Origin of the sequence: Streptomyces sp. NPDC058525 (genome assembly GCF_042719495.1) — a bacterium.
Lineage (GTDB): Bacteria > Actinomycetota > Actinomycetes > Streptomycetales > Streptomycetaceae > Streptomyces.
This window is the reverse complement of sequence record NZ_JBHXNP010000025.1, coordinates 1-23,899: the sequence shown is the minus strand read 5'-3', so window position 1 is coordinate 23,899 and position 23,899 is coordinate 1. Positions and strand designations below refer to the sequence as shown.

Below are 23,899 nucleotides of genomic sequence, written 5' to 3'. Positions count from 1 at the left end.
AAGCTTCCACACCCCGCACTTCCCGGAAGGAACTCCTGATGTCTGAACAGAGTCGGCTCGAACTCGCCCTGCCCGCGATCCGGGAGCTCAAGCGGCGGGCGACCGATCTGGAGGCACAACTGACCGAACCGGTCGCGATCGTGTCGATGGCGTGCCGGCTGCCGGGCGGGGTGGGGACTCCGGAGGAGTTCTGGGAGCTGCTGTCCTCGGGCGGGGACGCGATCGAGGGGTTCCCGTCGCGGTGGGACGGCTGGGACGTGTACGACCCGGATCCGGAGGCCGTGGGCAAGAGCTATGCGCGCACGGGTGGATTCCTGCGGGACGTCGAGGAGTTCGACGCGGGCTTCTTCGGCATACCGCCGCGCGAGGCACGGGCGATGGACCCCCAGCAGCGGGTCGTCCTGGAGACCGCCTGGGAAGCCCTCGAACGGGCCGGGTACCCCTCGGAAGCCGTCGAGAACAGCAACACCGGTGTGTACCTGGGCACGATGAACGGCGACTACGGCAGCCTGGGGCACGACCTCGGGGACCAGGACGGCTACGTCAACACCGGCAGGGCGAGCAGCGTGCTGTCGGGCCGGGTGTCGTACTCACTGGGGCTGCGGGGCCCGGCCGTCACCGTGGACACGGCTTGTTCGTCCTCGCTGGTGGCCCTGCACCTGGCGGTGACGGCGCTGCGGCAGCGCGAGTGCGACGTCGCGCTGGCCGGCGGTGTGACCGTGATGTCGACGCCGTCGGTGTTCGTGGAGTTCTCCAGGCTGCGCGGCACCGCTGCCGACGGCCGGTGCAAGAGCTTCTCCGCCGATGCGGACGGGGCCGGCTGGTCCGAGGGCTGCGGTGTGCTCGTGCTCAAGCGGCTGTCGGCCGCGCAGGCCGACGGTGACCGCGTCCTGGCCGTGATCCGCGGTTCGGCCGTCAACCAGGACGGCCGGTCCCAGGGGCTGACCGCCCCGAACGGGCCCTCGCAGCAGCGCGTGATCAGGGAAGCCCTGTCGCGTGCGGGGCTCTCCCCGGCGGACGTGGACGCGATCGAGGCGCACGGCACCGGGACTCCGCTGGGCGACCCGGTCGAAGCCGGCGCGCTGGCCGAGGTCTTCGGGCCGGGACGGTCCGCCGAGCAGCCGGTGTGGCTGGGCTCGTCGAAGTCGAACATCGGCCATGCCCAGGCCGCCGCTGGCGTCGCAGGTGTGATCAAGATGGTGCTGGCGCTCCAGCACGAGCAGCTGGCCCCGAGCCTGCACGCCGAGCGGCCCAGCGAGCACATCGAATGGGCGGGCAGCGGACTGCGGCTGCTGGGCGAGGCACGCGCCTGGTCCCGGGCGGAGTCCCGGCCGCGGCGCGCGGGCGTGTCGTCGTTCGGCCTGTCCGGCACCAACGCCCACCTCGTCCTCGAAGAGGCACCGGCGGCCACCGCCTCCCCGGAGGAGCCCGCAGCTGCCGCCGGGCCCGACCTCGCCGGAGCCGCCACCGACGGCGTGTTCCCGGTGGTGGTCTCGGGCCGGGACGCGGGCGTGGTGCGGGCGCAGGCCCGGCGCTGGGCCGCCTGGTGGCGCGCGCACCCGGAGGTCCCGCTGGACCGGGTCGCCTCCACTGCGCTGTGGCACCGCAGCTGGTTCGACCACCGCGGAGCCGTCCTCGCCACCACCCGGGACGAGGCCATCGACCGGCTGGAAGCGCTCGCCGACGGTACGGACGCCGTGGGCGTGATCGCCCCCGTCGAGGCCCTGGGCGATGAGGCCCTGGGCGAGGCCGGTGGCGGGGGTGTGTGGGTGTTCCCGGGTCAGGGTTCGCAGTGGGAGGGGATGGGCCGGGCGCTGTACGAGGGTTCGCCCGCGTTCGCCCGTGCCGTGGCCGCTTGTGATGCGGCTCTGATGCCGTGGACGGGCTGGTCGGTGACCGAGGTGGTGACCGGGCGGCGGCCGTTGTCCGGGGTGGAGGAGGTCCAGGCGGCGCTGTTCGCGATGGGTCTGGGCCTGGCCGCCTGGTGGGAGTCGATGGGCGTCACCCCGCAGGCCGTGATCGGGCATTCGCAGGGCGAAGTGGCCGCCGCGGTGGTCGCGGGCATCCTGACCGTCGAACAGGGCGCGAAGATCGTGGCGGCCCGTTCCCGGGCCGTGGCCGCGTGCCGTGGTCAGGGCGGCATGGCCGTCGTCGAACGCGGCCTGGACTGGATCACCGAACGCATCACCGGCACCGGACTGTCCGTGGCCGCGGTCAACACCCCCGGATCCACCGTGATCTCCGGAGACAGCGACGCCCTCGACACCTTCCTCGCCGGCCTCAAGGCCGAGGACGTGTTCGCCCGCCGGGTGCAGGTCGACTACGCCTCCCACAGCGCCCACATGGACCCCCTCCTGCCCGCCCTGGCCGAGGAACTCGCCGGACTTCAGCCGACGGCCGGACGGATCCCGCTCTACTCCACCGTCCACGGCCGTCTGGTCCACGGCACCGAGCTGGACGCCGACTACTGGTGCGCCAACCTGCGCCGGCCGGTCCGCTTCGACCAGGCCACCCAGGCGGCCACCGCCGAAGGCCACCACACCTGGATCGAAGTCAGCCCCCACCCCGTCATGGCGATGGCCCTCGACGAGATCGCCCAGCACCACGGCGGAACCACCGTCGCCACCGCCCACCGGGACCGGGCCGACACCACCGACGTGCTGTCCGCATGGGTCCGTACGGGACTGGTCCGCGGGAACGGCTGGCCGTGGGAGCGCGCGGTGCCGCGGACCCCGGTGGAAACCGCCCTCCCCACCTACGCCTTCGACCGCCGGCGCCACTGGCTCCCCACCTCCGGGAGCACCCCGGCCGACCCCTCGGCCTGGGGCGCGGACGGGCTCGACCACCCCTGGCTCACCCTCTCCACCCCGCTGGCCGACGACGACGGCCTCGTCCTCACCGGCAGGATCGACGCCACCGCACCCGGACAGCGCTGGCTGCACGACCACAAGGTGTTCGACACCGTGCTTCTGCCCGGCACCGGGATCCTCGACATGGTCCTCGCCGCCGCCGAACGCGTGGGCGCCACCGGGATCGACACCCTCACCCTGACCACCCCCCTCGTCCTCCCCGACACCGGCGCGCTGCGCGTCCAGGTCGCCGTCACCGGCGCCGACGGCCACGGCGACCGTCAGGTCACCGTCCACACCCACCCCGGCCCCGACACCCACCCCGACACGCCCTGGACCACCCACGCCACCGCCCGGCTCACCCGCCCGACGGCCGGCGACACCCACGGCGACACCCACGGCGCCGGCTTCCGGGAACTGCGGAGCGGGCCGGTGGCGGGCACCACGCCCGTGGACCTGGACGGGTTCTACGACCGGCTGCGCGAGCGCGGGATCGACTACGGACCCGCGTTCCAGGGCCTGGTGGAGCTCTCCCGCAGCGGCGACACCGCCCACGCCGTGGTCCGCCTGCCCGAGCCGGCGACCGAGGCCGAGGCCGAGGCCGAGAGCGCGGCGGCCGGCGGCTTCGCGGTGCATCCGGCGCTGCTGGACGCGGCGCTGCACGCGGTCTCCGTACTGGACGCCGACACCGGACGGGTGCTGCTCCCCTTCGAGTGGACCGGGGTGGAGCTGTACGCCACCGGGGCCACGGAACTGCGCGTCCGGATCGAGCGGGACCCCGCGTCGTCCGAGGCCCGGCTGTGGATGACGGACGCCCACGGCGATCCGGTGGCCTACGTGGACGCGCTCGTCCTGCGCCCGGCGACCGAGCAGCAGCTGCGGCAGCGTACGGGCGACCACCTCTACCGGCTCGACTTCCGGCCTTCCCCCGCGACCCGCGAGGTACCGGCCGAGACCTGGGTGCTCGGCGGCTCCGGCGGTCTCGCGCACGCGACCGGCGGACTGCCCGTCACCGACCTGGACGGGCTGCGCGCCCGGCTCGACGCCGGCGCCGAACCCCCGGCCCGCCTCGTCGTCGACGGCACCGCGCGGGACGAGGGCGATCTGGCGGACGCGGTGCACACGGCCACCGCCGCCGCACTGCACCTGCTGCAGGTCCTGCTGGCCGAGTCCCGGCTGGAGGGGACCGAACTGGTCTGGGTGACCCGGCAGGCCGTACCGGCCGAGCCGGGGGAGGGCGTCGACGGTCTGGTGCACGCCCCGGTCTGGGGCCTGGTCCGGGCCGCGCGCGCCGAGTACCCGCAGCGGTCCCTGCGGCTGGTGGACACCGGCTCCGCGGCCGAGGACACCGCCGCGCTCGCCCGGGCCGTGTCCGTCGCGGACGAGCCCGAGATCGCCGTACGGGCGGGGGAGATCCGGGTCGCGCGGCTGGTCGCCGTCGAGCCGGAGCCGGAAGGCGCCACCGGGGGAACGCCGGCCCCGGAGGGAACGGCACTGATCACCGGCGGAACCGGTGAGCTGGGCCGGGAGCTGGCCCGGCACCTGGTGCGCACCCGCGGCGTCCGGAGCCTCGTGCTGACCTCGCGTCAGGGCGACCGGGCCCCGGGGGCCGCGGGCCTCGCCGCCGAACTCACCGAGGCCGGGGCCGACCGCGTACGGATCGTGGCCTGTGACGTCGCCGACCGGGAGGCCCTCGCCGCTCTGATCGGTTCCATCGACGATCTGGACTCGGTGTGGCACCTGGCCGGCGTACTGGACGACGGACTGCTGCCGGACCAGGACGCGGGACGGCTGGAGCGCGTACTGGCTCCGAAGCTGGACGCGGCGCTGCACCTGCACGAACTCACGCGCGGGCACGCGCTGTCCGAGTTCGTCATGTTCTCCTCGCTCGCCGGAGTGCTCGGAAGCCCCGGCCAGAGCACGTACGCCGCGGGCAACGCCTTCCTCGACGCCTTCGCCGTCTGGCGGACGCACGCGGGCCTGCCCGCCAGGAGCCTGTCCTGGGGACTGTGGGAGCAGGCCGGCACGGGGCTCACCGCACATCTCGGCCGGGCCGAGCTGACCCGGATCCGGCGCATGGGCGTCGAGCCGCTGTCCGTGGACCAGGGGCTGCGCGCACTGGACGCGGCGCTGGCGGTGGATACGCGGGGACACCTGGTTCCCGTGCGGCTCGGGCTCGCCGCGCTGCACCGCGGCCAGGGCGAGGTGCCGGCGCTGCTCCGCGGCATGGTCAGGACGCGCCTGCGGCGGGCGAACGCGGGGGAGACCCCCTCGGGCCTGCGCGGCAGGCTCGCCGCGCTCTCCCCCGAGCAGCGGCGGGAGACGGTGGCGCTGCTCGTGCGGTCGGCGGCGGCGAGCGTGCTCGGCCTCCCGGACAAGGGCGCGGTGCCGGCCCAGCAGGTGCTCCGCGACCTCGGCCTCGATTCGCTGATGGCCGTGGAACTGCGGCGCCGGATCTCGCAGGAGACCGAGGTGCCGCTGCCCGCGACGCTGGCCTTCGACCACCCGACCCCGGCCGCCATGGCCGAGTTCCTCCTGGAACGGATGGACCTGTCACCGGCCGCGGCGCCCGCCGGGGCCGTCGTACGGGCCGCGGACGAGGACCGGGATGACGATCCGGTCGCGATCGTGTCGATGGCGTGCCGGCTGCCGGGCGGGGTGGGGACTCCGGAGGAGTTCTGGGAGCTGCTGTCCTCGGGCGGGGACGCGATCGAGGGGTTTCCGTCGCGGTGGGACGGCTGGGACGTGTACGACCCGGATCCGGAGGCCGTGGGCAAGAGCTATGCGCGCACGGGTGGATTCCTGCGGGACGTCGAGGAGTTCGACGCCGGTTTCTTCGGGATACCGCCGCGCGAGGCGCAGGCGATGGACCCGCAGCAGCGGCTGGTGCTGGAAGCCTCGTGGGAGGCCCTGGAGCGCGCCGGATTCCGCCCCGAAAGCCTCGAGGGCAGCAACACCGGCGTGTACCTCGGTGCGATGGGGTCGGACTACGACCGATTCCACCGGCACGACCTGAGTGCGCTCGACGCGTACGGCTCGATGGGCAGCGCCGGCAGCGTGCTGTCGGGCCGGGTCTCGTACTCACTGGGGTTGCAGGGCCCGGCGGTGACGGTGGACACGGCGTGTTCGTCCTCGCTGGTGGCGCTGCACCTGGCGGTGACGGCGCTGCGCCAGGGGGAGTGCGATGTCGCGCTGGCCGGTGGCGTGACCGTGATGTCGACACCCTCGCTGTTCGTGGAGTTCTCCCGGCTGCGGGGCATGGCCGCCGACGGCCGGTGCAAGAGCTTCTCCGCCGATGCGGACGGGGCCGGCTGGTCCGAGGGCTGCGGTGTGCTCGTGCTCAAGCGGCTGTCGGCCGCGCACGCAGACGGCGACCGCGTCCTGGCGGTCATCCGAGGTTCGGCCGTCAACCAGGACGGCCGGTCCCAGGGGCTGACCGCCCCGAACGGGCCCTCGCAGCGGCGGGTGATCCAGCAGGCCCTGTCGCGTGCGGGGCTGTCCCCGGCGGACGTGGACGCGATCGAGGCGCACGGCACCGGCACCCCCCTCGGCGACCCGATCGAGGCGGGAGCCCTGGCCGAGGTCTTCGGACCGGGCCGATCCGCGCAGCGGCCGGTGTACCTCGGTTCGTCGAAGTCGAACATCGGGCACGCCCAGGCCGCCGCGGGCGTCGCAGGCGTGATCAAGATGGTGCTGGCGCTCCAGCACGAGCAGCTGCCCGCGACCCTGCACGCCGACGAGCCGAGCCCCCATGTCGCATGGGAGGGCAGCGGGCTGCGGCTGCTGGGCGAGGCGCGCTCCTGGCCGCGGGAGGACTCCCGGGTACGGCGGGCGGGCGTGTCGTCGTTCGGGCTCAGCGGGACCAACGCCCACCTCGTCCTGGAGGAGGCGCCCGCCGTACCCGCCGTCCCCGAACAGGCCGTGCCGGAGGGCGTGTTCCCGGTGGTGGTCTCGGGCCGGGACGCGGGTGTGGTGCGGGCGCAGGCCCGGCGCTGGGCCGCCTGGTGGCGCGCGCACCCGGAGGTCCCGCTGGACCGGGTGGCGTCCACCGCGCTGTGGCACCGCAGCTGGTTCGACCAGCGGGGAGCCGTACTGGCCGCCAACCGCGACGAGGCCATCAGCCGACTGGAAGCACTGGCCGAGGGGATCGAGACGGCCGGTGTGATCGCCCCCGTCGGCGCTCTGGGCGATGAGGCCCTGGGCGAGGCCGGTGCCGGGGGTGTGTGGGTGTTCCCGGGTCAGGGTTCGCAGTGGGAGGGCATGGGCCGGGCGCTGTACGAGGGTTCGCCCGCGTTCGCCCGTGCCGTGGCCGCCTGCGACGCCGCCCTGCTGCCGTGGACGGGCTGGTCGGTGACCGAGGTGGTGACCGGGCGGCGGCCGTTGTCCGGGGTGGAGGAGGTCCAGGCGGCGCTGTTCACGATGAGCCTGGGCCTGGCCGCGTGGTGGGAGTCCATGGGCATCACCCCGCAGGCCGTGATCGGGCATTCGCAGGGCGAAGTGGCCGCCGCGGTCGTCGCGGGCATCCTGACCGTCGAACAGGGCGCGAAGATCGTGGCGGCCCGTTCCCGGGCCGTGGCCACGTGCCGCGGTCAGGGCGGCATGGCCGTCGTCGAACGCGGCCACGAGTGGATCGCCGAACGCCTGGCCGGCACCGGCCTGTCGATCGCCGCGGTCAACACACCCACGTCCACGGTGATCTCCGGGGACGCCCACGCCCTGGACACCCTGCTGGCGCAGCTGAAGACCGAGGACGTGTTCGCCCGCCGGGTACAGGTCGACTACGCCTCCCACAGCGCCCACATGGACCCCCTCCTGCCCGCCCTGGCCGAGGAGCTCGCCGGCCTCCAGCCGGCCGCCGGACGGATCCCGATGTACTCCACCGTCCACGGCCGCACGGTCCGGGACGGCGAGCTGGACGCCGACTACTGGTGCGCCAACCTGCGCCGGCCGGTCCGCTTCGACCAGGCCGCCCAGGCGGCCACCGCCGACGGCCACCACACCTGGATCGAGATCAGCCCGCACCCCGTCATGGCGATGGTCCTCGACGAGATCACCCGGCAGCACGGCGGAGTCGCCGTGGCCAGCGCCCACCGGGACCAAGGCGACACCGCCGACGTCCTCACCTCGTGGGTCCGCGCCGGCCTCGCCCACGCCGACGCATGGCCCTGGCACCAACTCGTCCCCCGGACCACGCCGGCGAGCGAGTTGCCCACGTACGCCTTCGACCGCCGGCGCCATTGGCTCGCCGCCCCCGGCACCACGCCCGCGAACGCCTCCGGCCGGGGCGTGGACGGGGTGGACGGGGTGGACCACCCGTGGCTCACCCTGTCGACACCGCTGGCCTCCGGCGACGGACTGATCCTCACCGGCACGATCGACCCCACCGACGGCGGGCAGGCCTGGCTGGGCGACCACCGCGTGTTCGGCACGACGCTGCTGCCCGGCACCGGGATCCTCGACATGGTCCTCACCGCCGCCGAACGGGTCGGCGCCGCCACGGTGGAGACGCTGACCCTCACCACCCCGCTGGTCCTGCCCGAGACCGGGCGGCTGCGCCTTCAGATCGCCGTCACCGACCTCGACGGCCACGGGCGCCGCCAGGCCACCGTCCACACCCACCCCGACCCCGACACCCACCCCGACACGCCCTGGACCACCCACGCCACCGCCCAACTCGCCCACGGCACGCCCCCGCACGCCCCCGAACCCCTCGACTGGGCGGCGGCGGTCGGGTCCGCGGCACCCGTGTCCCTGGACGGGTTCTACGAGCGCTTCCGCGAGCGCGGACTCGACTACGGCCCCGCCTTCCAGGGCCTCGGCGCCCTGTGGCGGCAGGGCGACGACCTCTACGCCCTCCTCCGCCTCCCGGAGGACCTGCGGCCCGAAGGCTTCGGGATCCACCCCGCCCTCCTGGACGCCGCGCTCCACACGATCCTCACCGCCGAGGAAGCCGAGGAAGCCGGCGACGAGAACGCGCGGCACCGCGACGGCAAGCGGGTCCTGCTGCCGTTCGAGTGGAGCGACGCCCGGCTGTACGCGACCGGGGCCTCGGTCGTACGGGTGCGCGTACGCCTCGACAGCACGCGCGAGCAGGCCGAGCTGTGCGTGACGGACGAGCACGGGGACCTGGTCGTCACAGCGGGCCTCCGCCTCCGGGAGGCCCGCGCCGAGGGCCTGCGGACGGCGGCGCAGCAGCACCTGTACCGGCTGGAGTTCCAGGAGTGCCCGGCGTCGCCCGCCGCCGCCGGGCTCGCGGACACCGTGATCACCGCCGGCCCCCTCGCGGCCGCGCTCGGACTGCCCGTACTGGACCCCGGAACCGGAACCGGAACCGGAACCGGAACCGGAAACGGCAACGCAACCGGACCGGTTCCGTCCCGCATCGTCGTGGATGCCACCCGGCCCTCCGGCACCCCGGAGGAGTTCACCGCGGCGGCCCTGGCCCGTGCGCGTGACCTGCTGGCCGATCCCCGGCCGGCCGGCACCGAACTGGTCTGGGTGACCCGTCGGGCGATCTCCGCGGACGAGGGCGAGGGCGTCGACCTGACCTCTGCGCCCCTGTGGGGGCTGCTGCGTGCGGCGCGCGCCGAGGGACACCCGGTGCGGCTGCTCGACGTGGACGCCGACGCCGATGCGGACACGGTGCGGGCGGCACTGACCCTGCCCGAGCCGGAGCTGGTGGTCCGCGGCCGTACGGTACGGGTGCCCCGGCTGGTCCGGTTCTCCCCGCACGACACGGCACCCGACGGCGGCGGCACCGCGCCCGCGGCCGAGGGCACGGTGCTGATCACCGGCGGCACCGGTGAACTGGGCCGGCAGGTCGCCCTGCACCTGGTGGGCGCATGGGGCGTGCGCAAGCTGGTACTGGCCTCCCGCCGGGGCGGCGCCGCGGACGGTTCCGACGAGCTGGTCGCCGAACTGACCGCCGCCGGGGCCGCCGACGTACGCGTGGTGGCCTGCGACGTCACCAGCCGCGAGCAGCTGGCCGGACTCGTGGAGTCCGTCCCGGACCTCGTCGGCGTGTGGCACCTGGCCGGCGTACTCGACGACGGGCTGCTCACCGACCAGACCCCGGAGCGTCTGGAACGCGTCTGGGCGCCGAAGGCGCGCGCGGCACGGTGGCTGCACGAGCTGACCGCGGACCGTCCGCCGGCCTGGTTCGTGGTGTTCTCGTCCGCCGCGGGCGTCCTCGGAAGCGCCGGGCAGAGCGGCTACGCCGCGGCGAACGCGTTCGCGGACGCGGTCGTGCTCGAGCGGCGCCGGCAGGGCCTTCCCGCGCTGAGCCTGTCCTGGGGACTGTGGGAGCAGGCCGGTACGGGCCTGACCGCGCACCTGGGCCGGGCGGAACTGGCCCGGATGCGCAGGCAGGGCGTGGCCGCGCTGACCGGCGCCCAGGCACTGGGGGCTCTCGACACCGCGCTGACCAGCCGGCGGGCGCACCTCGTACCCCTGCGGGTCGATCTGTCCGGGGCCGAGGACGACCGCTCGCCGCTGCTGCGCGGCAGGACCCGGATGCGCAGGCTCGCGGACACCCGTACGGACAGCGCCGACACCGGCTGGTCCGCCCTGCCGGAACCGCAGCGCGTCCGCGCGCTGGCCGACCTGGTGCGGCGCGAAGCGGCCGCGGCACTGGGCCGACCCGACGAGATCCGCCCCGACGCGGAGTTCACCGGACTCGGGCTGGACTCCCTGATGGCCGTGGAACTGCGCCGGAGGCTGTCCGCCGAGACCGGACTGTCCCTGCCCGCGACGGCCGTCTTCGACCACCCGACGCCCGCCCGCCTGGCGGAGTACCTGAACGGCTGCCTGGGAGACCTCGGGCAGGAAGCGGTCCGTCCGCGCGTGGAACGTGTGGAGCGACGCGACGTCCATCCGGCGACCGAGGGGCAGCGCCGGCTGTGGTTCCTGGAGCAGATGCGCCCCGGCACGGCCGAGTACAACGTGACGATGCCGGTCCGGGTCGCCGGACCCGGACCGCTGGACCGCGAGGCGTTCGCCTCAGCCGTCGAGCACGTGGTGCGGCGGCACGAGGCACTGCGCACGGGCCTGGAGAGCCGCGACGGCGAACTGGTCCAGGTGGTGTACGAGGAGTTCGGCAGCCCGCTGCGCTTCGAGGAGGTCGCCGGCCCCGATGAGCTGGCCGACCGGATCCGCGTCGAGGCCGAGACGCCCTTCGACCTGTCCGGCCCCGTGCTGCTGCGCTGCCTGGTGCTGACCGGCGCCGACGAACAGGTGGTCTGCCTCACCCTGCACCACGCGATCGTCGACGCCTGGTCGCTGGTCATGACGCTCAATCAACTGTTCGCCGCGTACGGTGAGTTCCGCGCCGGCCGGGTTCCCGACAGCGGGAGTGCGTCGCTCGTGCACCTCGGCGACTACGCCGGCTGGGAGCGGGACTCCATCGAGCGGGGAGCCTTCGAGACCGGGCTCGGCTTCTTCCGGGCCGAACTGTCCGGGGTCCCACGTCTGGAACTGCCCCCGAGCGACCCGGACTCCGGCGCGGACAAGGTCGGATTCGCCGTGTCCGACGCCCTCCGGGGCGAGCTGGAGGCCCTCGCCTCCGAGGCGGGGGTCACCCTGTACACGGTGCTGGCCAGTGCCTTCGCGGTACTGCTCGCCCGGTACGGCGACCAGCGGGACTTCGGCATCGGCACGGTGTGGTCCGGGCGCGGGCTGTCCGGGTCGGCGGAGATCGTCGGCTTCCTCGCCAACACCCTGCCAGTGCGCTGCGACCTCTCCGCCGATCCGGACGTGCCCGAGCTGCTGGCGGCGATGAGGTCCCGTGTGCTCGGTGTGATGGAGCACCAGAACGTGCCCCTGTCCGAAGTCGTCAAGGTCGTCGACGCCGAGCGCAACGGCGAGGAGAACCCGCTGTTCAGGGCGGTGTTCAACTACGGTCTGGGCGCGGAGCCGGACGACGACACGTGGCGGCCGCTCGCCGGATTCTTCACCGGCAACGTCGTGGGAACCGCCAAGTTCGAGCTGACGATGAGCCTCGCGCCCGCCGCGGAGGGACTGCGCGGGGAGCTGGAGTTCCGGACCCACGTACTGGACCGGGAATCCGCACGGCTCATGGTCGCGAACTTCGAGACCCTGCTGACCTCCTTCGTCCGGGACGGCGGCCTGCCGATCAGCCGGCTGTCGCTGCTCCACACCGGGGAAGAGGGCCGGTTCCGGCGGCACGGCGACGGCGTGCCGCCGGAGTCGGCCGCACTGCCCGTGCCGCAGCCGCAGCCGCAGCCCGAGCCGGAGGCCGGAGAGTCGGCCGCCGGCGGTGACCGGGTGTGGGAGACGGTGCTCTCGGCCTGGTCGCAGGTGCTGGAGGTGGAGCCGGACGAGGTGGACCCGGACAGCGGGTTCTTCGACCTGGGCGGCACGTCGTTGACGGCGGTACGGGTCCACGAGCTGGTCCGTGACGGCCTGGGCCGCGAGTTCCCGCTCGCGACGCTCTTCCGCCATTCCACGGTGCGGCAGCTGACCGCGTTCCTGCGCGCCGACACCCCCACGTCCGCGGCGACCCCGGCTACGGCGACGGCGGCGGCGACGTCCGAGCAGCGTACGGACAGGGACACGGGCCCGGGCCCGGACCAGGACGCGGTGGCGATCGTCGGCGTGGCCCTGCGGCTGCCGGGCGCGTGCGACGCGGAGGAGTTCTGGGCGAACCTGCGCGGCGGAGTCGAGTCGATCCGCCGCTTCACGGACCAGGAGCTGCTGGACGCCGGGGTGCCCAGGAGCGTGCTGGACGATCCCGCGTTCGTCCCGGCCAAGGGCTACGTGGCGGACGCCGATCTCTTCGACGCCGAGTTCTTCGGCTACTCGCGGTCCGAAGCGGAGAACATGGATCCGCAGCACCGGCTCTTCCTGGAGACGGCCTGGCAGGGCCTGGAGGACGCCGGCATCCTGCCCGGCGCCGACCACGGCCGCATCGGAGTCTTCGCCGGCGCCGGATTCGGCGGCTACAACACCGGAACCGTCCGCGGCGACGAGATCACCGAACTCCACGAGTTCTACCGCAATCTCCTCGGCAACAAGTCCGACTTCGTGTCCACCAGGGTGGCGCACAAGCTGAACCTGCGCGGTCCCGCGCTGACCGTGCAGACGGCCTGCTCCACGGGTCTGGTCGTCGCCCACCTGGCCCGGCAGAGCCTGCTGCGCGGGGAGACCGACGTGGCACTCGTCGGCGCTTCGGCGCTCACCTTCCCCCTGGAGTACGGCTACTACCACCAGGAGGGCTTCGTCTTCTCCCCGGACGGCTCCTGCCGTGCGTTCGACGCCGAGCGCCAGGGCACCGTGGTGGGCAACGGCGTGGTGGCGGTGGTGCTGCGCCGGCTGACGGACGCCGTGGAGGCGGGGGACCGGATCTACGCGGTCATCCGGGGCAGCGCCATCAACAACGACGGCTCCGACAAGGTCGGGTTCACCGCTCCCAGCGTGAGCGGCCAGGCCGCCGTCATCACCGACGCCCTCGCCGACGCCGGACTGTCGCCCGCCGACATCGGCTACGTCGAAGCACACGGCACGGCCACCGCCATGGGCGACCTCATCGAGGTCCAGGCCCTCCAGGAGGTCTTCACCGCCGACCGCGACGAGCCGTGCTCGCTCGGCTCGGTGAAGTCGAACATCGGCCACGTCGACGTGGCCGCGGGCCTGGCCGGACTGGTCAAGGCCGCGCTGTGCGTCTACCACGGGGAGCTGGTGCCGACGGTCAACTTCCAGCGCGTCAACCCCGAACTGGGCCTGGACCCGGCCGTCCTGCGGATCAGCGACGACACCCGGGCCTGGGCGGGCACCCGTCGGGCCGGAGTGTCCTCCTTCGGCATCGGCGGCACCAACGCCCACCTGGTACTGGAACAGCCGCCGCAGCCGTCCACGCCCACCGCCGAGGCACCCGCCGCGGCGCCCGTGGTCGTCTCCGGACGGACCCCGCAGGCACTGCGGGACCAGGCCCGCCAATGGGCCGACTGGCTCACCCGGCACCCCGACACCCCCTTCACCGACCTCGCCCGGACCACCACCCGAAACCGCCGGCACTTCGAGCACCGGGCCGCCGTGGTCGCCCATGACCTGGACGAGGCGGTGCGCGGACTGACCGCGCTCGGGCACGGGGACGCCGACGACGCGGTGTGCACCGGCGTGGCCGAGGAACGCGGCAAGGTCGTGTTCGTCTTCGCCGGCCACGGATCGCAGTGGCCTGGCATGGCGCAGCGGCTGCTCGCCGAAAGCCCGGCCTTCGCCGACACGGTCGCCCGCTGCGACGAGGCACTGCGCCCCTGGACCGGCTGGTCGGTCCGCGAACTGCTCCAGGACCCCGAGGCGAGCGGGCTGAGCCTGGACGACGTCGAGGTGACCCAGCCCGCCCTGTTCACGGTCGCACTCGGCCTGGCGGAAGTGTGGCGGTCCGTCGGCCTGGAACCGGAGGCCGTGGTCGGCCACAGCCAGGGCGAGGTGCCCGCCGCCGTGGTCGCCGGAGCGCTGACCCTGGAGGAGGGCGCCAAGGTGGTCGCCGTCCGCAGCCAGGCCTTCGACCGCATCGAGAGCGGCTCGGGCGGCATGGCCGTGCTGGGACTGCCGCTGGCGGAGGTGGAGGAACTCCTCGCCGGATACGGCGGGGCGCTGTCGGTGGCCGTGGTCAACACCCCGGGCTCGGTGGTGGTGGCCGGCGCGGCGGACGCGGTGGGCGACCTGCTCGCGAAGCTGGCGGACCGTGACGTGTTCTCCCGCCGGATCAAGGCGGACCGGGCCGGACACTGCGGCCTGGTCGACCCGATGCTGCCCGAGGTCGAAGCGGCGCTGAGCGATGTGCGCCCCCGCGCGACGACCGTGCCGATGTACTCCACGGTGACCGGCGCGCCGATCGGCGGAGAGGTCCTGGACGCCCGCTACTGGTGCCGCAACCTGCGCGAACCGGTGCGCATGGACCTGGCGCTCGACGCCCTGAGCACCGCCGGCTTCGGCGTGTTCACCGAGATCAGCGCCCACCCGCTGCTGGCCATCCCGCTGACCGCCTTCACCGCCGACCGGGGCGGAGTGGTCCTGGGCAGCCTGCGCCGCGACCACGGCGGCCTCGACCAGATCGTGCGCGGCCTCGGCGCACTGCACGTCCACGGCCACCCGGTGGACTGGACCCGGATCGTCGACGGCCCCGGACGGCTGGTCGGCCTGCCCGGCTACGCCTTCCAGCGGCAGAGCTACTGGATCGACGGCGGATCCCGCACCCGGCAGGAACGGCAGGCACCCCCCGCGGACCTGGCGGCCCGGCTGGCGGCACTGCCGGAGCCGGCCCGTGCTCCCGCCGTACTGGAGGCCGTGCAAGAGGTCCTGCGCGGCGTCCTCGGACTCGGCGAACCCATGCCCGTGGACGAGCGGTTCCAGGAGCGCGGGCTGGACTCGATGATGGCCCTGCAACTGCGCAACCGGCTCAGCGAGGTGACCGGCACACCGCTGCCGTCCACGCTCGCCTTCGAGCACCCCACGCCCCGGGCCGTCGTGGACCACCTGCTGGCCCACGCCTTCTCCGAGCTGCCGCCCGCCGGTTCGGTGATGGAACGCGCCGAGCGGCGCGACGTCCACCCGGCGACCGAGGGCCAGCGCCGCCTGTGGTTCCTGGAGCGGATGCATCCGGACTCCGCGCAGTACAACGCCGTCCTCCGGCTGGAGGTGAAGAGCCCCCTGTCCCCGGAGACGTTCGACCGGGCACTGCGTACGGTGATGGAACGTCACGAGGCGCTGCGCACCGGACTGGAGCTGCGCGACGGCGAACTGGTCCAGGTGGTGCACCGGGAGTTCACCGTCCCGCTGCGGCACGAGCGGGTGGCCGGCGCCGACGCGCTCGACCGGACGCTGCGCGCGGAGGAACGGACCCCGTTCGAGCTGGACGCCGAGAGCCTGTTCCGCTGCCTGCTGGTGGACTCCGGCGAGATGTGGACCCTGTGCCTCACCCTGCACCACGCCATCACCGACGGCTGGTCGCTGTCCCTGCTGCTGAACGAGCTGTACGAGACGTACCGGGCCCTCGCCGGGCAGCACACCCCCGGGCTGCCGGAGGTCCGCTACCACCTCGGCGACTACGCGCGATGGGAGAAGCAGGCCGTGGAGCAGGGCGCCTTCGAGCGCTCGCTCGCGTACTTCGCGTCCGAGCTGGACGGTGCCCAGCGCCTGGAACTCCCCGCCCGGGACACGGCCGAGAACGCCGAACACGCCGAGGGCGAGCAGGGCGACGCCGTGCACTTCACCGTGCCCGCGGAGCTCCGGGCCGCTCTGGAGGAGCTGGCCGCGCGCCATGGCGTCACGGGGTACACCGTGTACGTCAGCGCCTTCGCGGTGCTGCTCGCCCGGTACACCGACCAGTACGACTTCAGCATCGGCACGATCTGGTCGGCGAGGGAGCTGCCGCAGGTCGCGGAGACCTTCGGATTCCTGGCGAACACCCTGCCGCTGCGCTGCGACCTCACCGGGGCGGTGTCCTTCGAGGACGTCCTCGCCCGCACGCACACGCGTGTGCGGGGGGTGTTCGAGCACCAGAGCGTCCCGCTGACCGAGGTCGTGCGGGTCGCCGGCGGTGACCGGACCGGCGAGGAGAACCCGCTGTTCCGGGCGGTGTTCAACTACGGCGGCGCGGCCTTCCCCACGATCGGCACGGGCGAGGAGGCCTGGCGGCTTCCGAGCACGGGCAGCGTGTCCGGCAACGTGCGGGGCGCGTCGAAGTTCGAGCTGGGCCTGACCCTGACCGCCGACGGCGATGTGCTGCGCGGGGAGCTGGAGTTCCAGTCGCACGTCCTGGACCGGGACGCGGCCGACCGCATGGCCGCCAACTTCGAGACCCTGCTGGCCTCGCTGGCCGAGCGGCCCGGGCGTCCGGTCCGGGAGAGCGAACTGCTCTGCGGCACGGAGCGCCGGTGGCTCGCCGAGCACGGCGGCGACGTCGCGGCCCGGCCCGCCGGCGAGACCGCGTACCAGCGGATCCTGGAACAGGCGGCGCGGACGCCCGACGCGGTGGCCGTGGTCTCGGACGGACGGGAGCTGACCTACCGGGAGGTGTCCGTGCGGGCCCGCGCGATCGCCCGGCGGCTCGCCGCACTGGGCGTGACCCGTGGCGACCTGGTCGGCCTCTGCCTTCCCCGCACGGCCGATCTGCCGGTGGCGATGCTCGGCACCTGGATGGCCGGGGCCGCCTACGTTCCGCTGGACCCGGCGTACCCGAAGGCGCGGCTGGACCATGTGGTGTCCGACAGCGGCCTCGGGGTGGTGATCTCGACCGGCTCCCTCGCCGACGTCCTGCCGGACGGTCCGCGGGTGCTGTCCGTCGAGGAGATCGCCGAGGAGTTCGCCGAAGACGGGCACCACGGACAGCCGGACGCGGCTCCGCCGCTCCGACCGGAACCGTCCGATCCCGCCTACGTCATCTACACCTCGGGCTCGACGGGCACCCCGAAGGGCGTGGTGGTCGAACACGCCCAGTTCGCCGCCTTCTGCCTGGCCATGGACGACCGCGTCGGCGCCGGCGCCGACGCCACCTGGCTCGCCGTGACCAGCGTGTCCTTCGACATCTCCGGCCTCGAACTGCTGTGGACCCTGACCAGGGGCCACCGCGTGGTCATCGCCGGCGGAGAACTCGGCGCGTGGGCCGGATACCGGCAGTACGGGCCGACGCACCTGCAGTGCACGCCGTCCCTGGCCAGGATGCTGCTGGCGGACGCGGAAGGCCGCGAGCTGCTCGGCGGGCTGCGGCTGCTGCTGGTCGGCGGCGAAGCGCTCGACCGCGGCCTGGCCGACCGGTTGCTGCGGACCTGCGGCGGCGACGTGCTCAACATGTACGGGCCCACGGAGACCACCGTCTGGTCGACGACCTGGCGGGTCGGGCCCGGCCCGGTCTCGCTGGGATCGCCCGTCCTCGACACCCGGCTGGCCGTGCTCGACCGGCACCGGCAGCCCGTACCGCGCGGCTGCCGCGGTGAGCTGTGGATCGGCGGGCGCGGTGTCGCGCGGGGCTACTGGAACCGGGCCGCGCTGACCGACGAGCGGTTCGTGGCGGACCCGTACGAGGGCGCGGGGCGGATGTACCGCACCGGGGACGTCGTCCGCTACCGCGAGGACGGCTCACTGGAGTACTGCGGCCGCGTGGACAGCCAGGTGAAGCTGGCCGGACACCGCATCGAGCTCGGCGAGATCGAGTCCGTGGCCGCCGGCTGCGCCGGTGTGCGGGAAGCCGCAGCGGTCGTACGCGAGGACGCCGGCCCGGCGGCCCTGTGGGTGTACTACTCCGGGGACGCCGACCCGCAGGAGCTGGCCGGGCACGCCGCGGCGCGGCTGCCCGTGTCGATGCTGCCCGCGCGCTGGGTCCGGCAGGACAGCCTGCCGCTGACACCGAACCGCAAGATCGACCGGCTGGCACTGGCCGCACTGCCCGCGCCGCGGCAGGAGCCCGCGCAGCCGGCCGCCGAGGGCGACCGGGTGTGGGACGCGGTGGTCTCGGCCTGGTCGCAGGTACTGGACCTGGCCGAGGTGGACCCGGACCGGGGCTTCTTCGAACTGGGCGGAACGTCGATGGCGGCGCTGCGGGTCCACGAGCGGCTCTGCGCCGCCCTGGACCGCGAGTTCCCGCTCGCGACGCTGTTCCGCTACTCCACCGTCCGGCAGCTCACCGCGTACCTGCGCGGCGACACCACGCGCACGGTGACCGCGGCCGCGACGCGCCGGGAGCGTTCGGACGAGGACGCGGTGGCGATCGTCGGCGTGGCCCTGCGGCTGCCGGGCGCGCGCGACGCGGAGGAGTTCTGGGCGAACCTGCGCGGCGGGGTCGAGTCGATCCGCCGCTTCACCGAGCAGGAGCTGCTCGACGCCGGGATAGCCAGGAGCGTGCTGGAGGACCCCGGGTTCGTCCCGGCCAAGGGCTACGTGGAGGACGCCGACCTCTTCGACGCCGAGTTCTTCCGATGCTCCCCGGCCGAAGCGGAGAACATGGATCCGCAGCACCGGCTCTTCCTGGAGACGGCCTGGCAGGGCCTGGAGGACGCCGGCATCCTGCCCGGCGCCGACCCCGGCCGCATCGGGGTCTTCGGCGGAGTCGGCTTCGGCGGCTACGACCAGGGCGACTCCGAGGACGCCTCGGAGGTCTTCCGCTCGGCGATCGGCAACAAGAACGACTTCCTCGCCACCCGCCTGGCGCACAAGCTGAACCTGCGCGGTCCCGCGCTGACGGTGCAGACGGCCTGCTCCACGGGTCTGGTCGCCACCCACCTGGCCCGGCAGAGCCTGCTGCGCGGAGAGTCCGACGTGGCACTCGTCGGCGCCTCCGCACTCACCTTCCCCCTGGAACAGGGCTACCAGTACCAGGAAGGCTTCGTGGCCTCGCCGGACGGCCACTGCCGGCCCTTCGACGCCGACGGCGCGGGCACGGTCCTCGCCAACGGTGTGGTGGCGGTGGTGCTGCGCCGGCTGGCGGACGCGGTCGAGGCGGGGGACCGGATCTACGCGGTCGTCCGCGGCAGCGCCATCAACAACGACGGCTCCGACAAGGTCGGGTTCACCGCTCCCAGCGTGAACGGGCAGGCCACCGTCATCACCGACGCCCTCGCCGACGCCGGACTCTCGTCCGCCGACATCGGCTACGTCGAAGCACACGGCACGGCCACCGCCATGGGCGATCCCATCGAGATCCAGGCCCTTCAGGAGGTCTTCACCCCCGACCGCGACGAGCCCTGCGCCGTCGGATCGGTGAAGTCCAACATCGGCCACACCGACGTGGCCGCGGGCCTCGCCGGGCTGGTCAAGGCCGCGCTGTGCGTCTACCACGGGGAGCTTGTGCCCACGGTCAACTTCCAGCGCGTCAACCCCGAACTGGGCCTGGACCCGGCCGTCCTGCGGATCAGCGACGACACCCGGGCCTGGGCGGGCACCCGTCGGGCCGGAGTGTCCTCCTTCGGCATCGGCGGCACCAACGCCCACCTGGTACTCGAACAGCCGCCACAGCCCCGCCCCATCGCACAGCCAGCCCCGGCACCCGCCGCGGCGCCCGTCGTCGTCTCCGGACGGACCCCGCAGGCACTGCGGGACCAGGCCCGCCGATGGGCCCGGTGGCTCACCGAACACCCCGACACCACCCTCACCGACCTGGCCTGGACCACCACCCGGCACCGCGAACACTTCGCCGAACGCGCATCGGTTGCCGGACCCGACCTGCCCGCGGTCATCGAAGGACTGACCGCCATCGCCCAGGACCGGCCGGACACCTCGGTCACCCTCGCCACCGCACGGCCCGGCAAGGTCGTCCTCGTCTTCCCCGGCCAGGGTTCGCAGTGGCCGGGCATGGCCCGGCGCCTGCTCACCGAAAGCCCGGCCTTCGCCGACACGGTCGACCGCTGCGACGAGGCACTGCGCCCCTGGACCGGCTGGTCGGTCCGCGAACTGCTCCAGGACGAGGACCGCATCGCCTGGGACCGCCTGGACATCGCCCAGCCCGTGCTGTTCACCATGTACCTCGGCCTGGCCGCGGCCATGCGGGAACTGGGCCTGGAAGCCCAGGCCGTCGTCGGACACAGCCAGGGCGAGATCCCCGCGGCCGTCGTCTCCGGCGCCCTGACCCTGGACGAAGGCGCCAGGATCGTCGCCGCACGCAGCACGGCCCTCGCCGCGCTGCACTCGGACGGCGAGATGGCGACCGTGGAACTCCCCGTGTCCGAAGTCGAGACGGCGCTGGCCCCCTACGGGGACGCCGTCTCGGTCGCCGTGGTCAACACACCGGGATCCACGGTCATCTCCGGAGACCGGACGGTCGTCGAAGAGCTGCTCTACGCGTGGGACGACCAGGACGTGTGGTGCGGCAAGCTGAACACCTCCTGCGCGTCCCACAGTTCGCACATGGACGCACTGCTGCCGGGCCTGCGGGACCGCCTCGCCCCGCTGCGCCCCCGCCCGACCGACATCCCGCTCTACTCCACCGTCCTGGGCCGGCAGGCCTCCGGCGAAGAGCTCGACGCCGCCTACTGGTGCCGGAACCTGCGCGAACCCGTACGGCTCGACCTCGCCCAGCAGCAGCTGCTCGCCGACGGATACACGGTGTTCGTCGAGGTCAGCCCGCACCCCGTGCTGGCCATGCCACTGGCCGACGGCGGCGCGGACCGGGACGCCGTGGTCCTGGCGGCCATGGAACGCGACCAGGGCGGCCTGGACCGGCTCCAGCGCACCCTCGGCGCCCTGCACGCGCACGGTGTCGCCGTCGACTGGCCGGCGGCCGTCCCCGACGGCCGCATGGTCGGCCTGCCCGGCTACGCCTTCCAGCGGCAGCGCCACTGGAAGGAACCCGCCCGCCGCAAGACGACCGACCAGCGGTTCTGGGACGCCGTCGGTGCGGGCGGGGCGGACGCACTCGCCGAGCTGCTCGGCGCGTCCGGCCGGCACCGGGACAGCGTCATGGACCTGCTGCCGCTGCTCCGACGCTGGCACGAGAGCCTCGACGACCACGCCGGGATCGCCGACTGGCTGTACGAGGAGACCTGGCAGCCCGCCGCACCCGCCCCGGCCCCCGCGCCGGCAGACGGGGTCTGGGCCGTCCTTGGGGACCCCGCGTCACCCGCCGCCGAGCTGGTCACGGCACTCCGCGAAGCAGGAGCCGGCACGCACCGGGCCGGCACGGACCCGGACGGCCTCGCCTCCCTGCCGGCGGAGCTCCAGGGCGTGATCGTCCTGACGCCGCCGGACGAGGACGGCACCCGGCACGCCTTCCTCCGGACCGTACGACTGCTCCAGGAACTCGGAACGAGCCACCCCGCAGCCCCGGTGTGGCTGGTCACCAGGGGCGCCGTCGGCGTGGACCCGGCCGATCCGGTCACCCGTCCCGAGCAGGCCCTGCTCCACGGACTGGGCCGGGTCGCGGCACTGGAACGCCCCGAAGGCTGGGGCGGCATCGCGGACCTGCCCGAACAGCCGCACCCGCACTGGGCCGGGCAGCTCGTCCGCGCCGTCCTCGCCGGTGACGACGAGGACCAGATCGCGCTCCGCGCCGACGGCCTGTACGTACGCAGGCTGCGCCGCACCACGCCCGCACCCCGCTCGCCCTGGACGACCAGCGGCACCGCCCTGATCACCGGCGGCACCGGCGCCCTCGGCCGGCGCCTCGCCCGCTGGCTCGCGGAACGCGGCACGCGACGCGTCGTACTCGCCTCCCGCTCCGGCGAGGTCCCCGCACCGTTCCGCGAGGAACTCGAGGCGGCCGGCGCGGAGATCGTGACGGCGGCCTGCGACGTCGGTGACAGGAGGCAGGTCGCCGAACTGATCGGTCGCATCGACGCCGACGGCCCGCCGCTGACGGTCGTCGCCCACCTCGCGGGCATCGCCGGGATGGCACTGCTGTCCGAACTCGACGGCGATCAGGCCGTAGAGGAACTCTCCGCGAAGGTGTCCGGCGCCTGGCACCTGCACGAACTGCTAGGCGACCGCCCCCTGGACGCGTTCCTGCTGTACGGCAGCGGCGCCAGCCTGTGGGGCGCCGGCGGCGGCACCACCTACGCGGCCGGCAACGCCGCGCTGGACGCCCTCGCCCGGCACCGGGTGGCGGGCGGACTCACGGCCACCGTCGTCCACTGGGGCGGCTGGGCCGACGGAGGCATGGTGACGGCGGAGGCCGAGGAGCAGCTCTGGGAACGGGGACTGCGGATGATGGCCCCGGACCGGGCACTGGGCGCACTGGACCTGGTACTCGGAACGGACCGGGTGGCGCTGGGCGTCGCCGACATCGACTGGTCCCGCTTCACCCCCACCTTCTGCGTCGCCCGGCGGCGTCCGCTGCTGCTGGGCATCCCGGAGGCGCGCGCCGAGATGACCGGCACGCGCCGGGAGAGCGGACTCGGCGAGCGGCTGGCGGGCCTGGGACGCGACGCAGGGCTGCGCACCGTGCTCGAACTGGTCCGCGTCGAGGCCGCCGCTGCCCTCGGGGTGGCGGACATCCCCGCCGAACAGCCTCTCCAGCAGCTCGGGATGGACTCGCTGATGGCGGTCGGCCTGCGCGCCAGGCTCGCCCGGCGGACCGGCCTGCCGCTCGGCACCGACGTACTGTTCCGGCACGGCAGCTGTGCGGGCATCGCGGAACACCTCGTCGACGAACTCACCGGGCGCCCGCCCGGCACCGGCGCCCCGACCACGGCCTCGCCGACGGCCCCGGCCTCGGCCGACCTGCTGGTGCGGGTGCTCAAGCCGGCGCGGAACCCCAGGGCGCGGATCCTGTGCATGGCGGGAATGGGCGGCACGACCACAGCCCACATCCCGCTCGTCCCGTACCTCCCCGAGGACGTGGAACTGCTCGGCATCCGCGTTCCCGGCCGTGAAGGCGTCGGCGGGGAGGCCCCGGTGGGCGATGTGAACCTCCTCGTCGACCGCGTCGTGGCGGAGATGTCCGACCGTCTCGACGTGCCGGTCGTCCTGTACGGGCACAGCCAGGGCGCGAGCGGAGTCTGGGAGATCGCCCACCGGCTGGGCAGCAGGGCGGGCGGACCGGCACTGTCCCTCGTCGCCGCCTGCGCGCTGCCCCCCTTCACCGAGGCACCGCAGGAGCTCCAGCGGTTCCAAGAGGTGTCGGCGCTGTGGGACACGGCGGAGCCGGGAAACCTGGCCGAAGCCTTCCGGGGGGTGCTGCCCGACGAGATCCTCGCCCACGAGGAGGTCTTCGCCGGCTACCTGGAGAACCTGCGCAACGACTCCGCGATGTGGACCCGGTACCAGCGCATGCTGGACACCGACCGCAGGGGCCCGCTGGACATCCCGGTCACGGCGGTGTCGGCCACGGCCGACCCGGTGCTGCCCGAGGGCACGATGAAGGGCTGGTCCGCCCTGACCAGGGGCACGTTCGCGACCCGCACCATCGAGGGCGCGCACTCGGCACCGATGGAGAACCCCGAGGCCATGGCCCGGCTGCTGACCGAGGCGGTCCCCGCCGAGCCGACGCCCGGCGCGTGAACGCCCGTGGCGTGCGCCGGGCACGGGCGGCGGCGCCCCCCGGCCCCCCCGGGGGGGCGGGGGCGGGCGGGACGGGGGAGGGGGGTGGGGGCCCCGGGGCCGCC

At 74.1% G+C, this 23,899-nt stretch carries 1 protein-coding gene; it reads left to right on the top strand.

Annotation, left to right across the window (positions count from 1 at the left end; genetic code table 11):
* Positions 1–38 precede the first annotated feature (38 nt).
* Entirely contained in the window at positions 39–23,795 is a 23,757-nt protein-coding gene (locus tag ACFWP3_RS14715; protein WP_384220401.1) for an amino acid adenylation domain-containing protein, read from the top strand.
* The last annotated feature ends 104 nt before the right edge of the window (positions 23,796–23,899 follow it).

Excerpts from the sequence above, each read along its gene's own strand:
- ACFWP3_RS14715 (WP_384220401.1), top strand. The coding sequence starts at position 39 with ATGTCTGAACAGAGTCGGCTCGAACTCGCCCTGCCCGCGATCCGGGAG.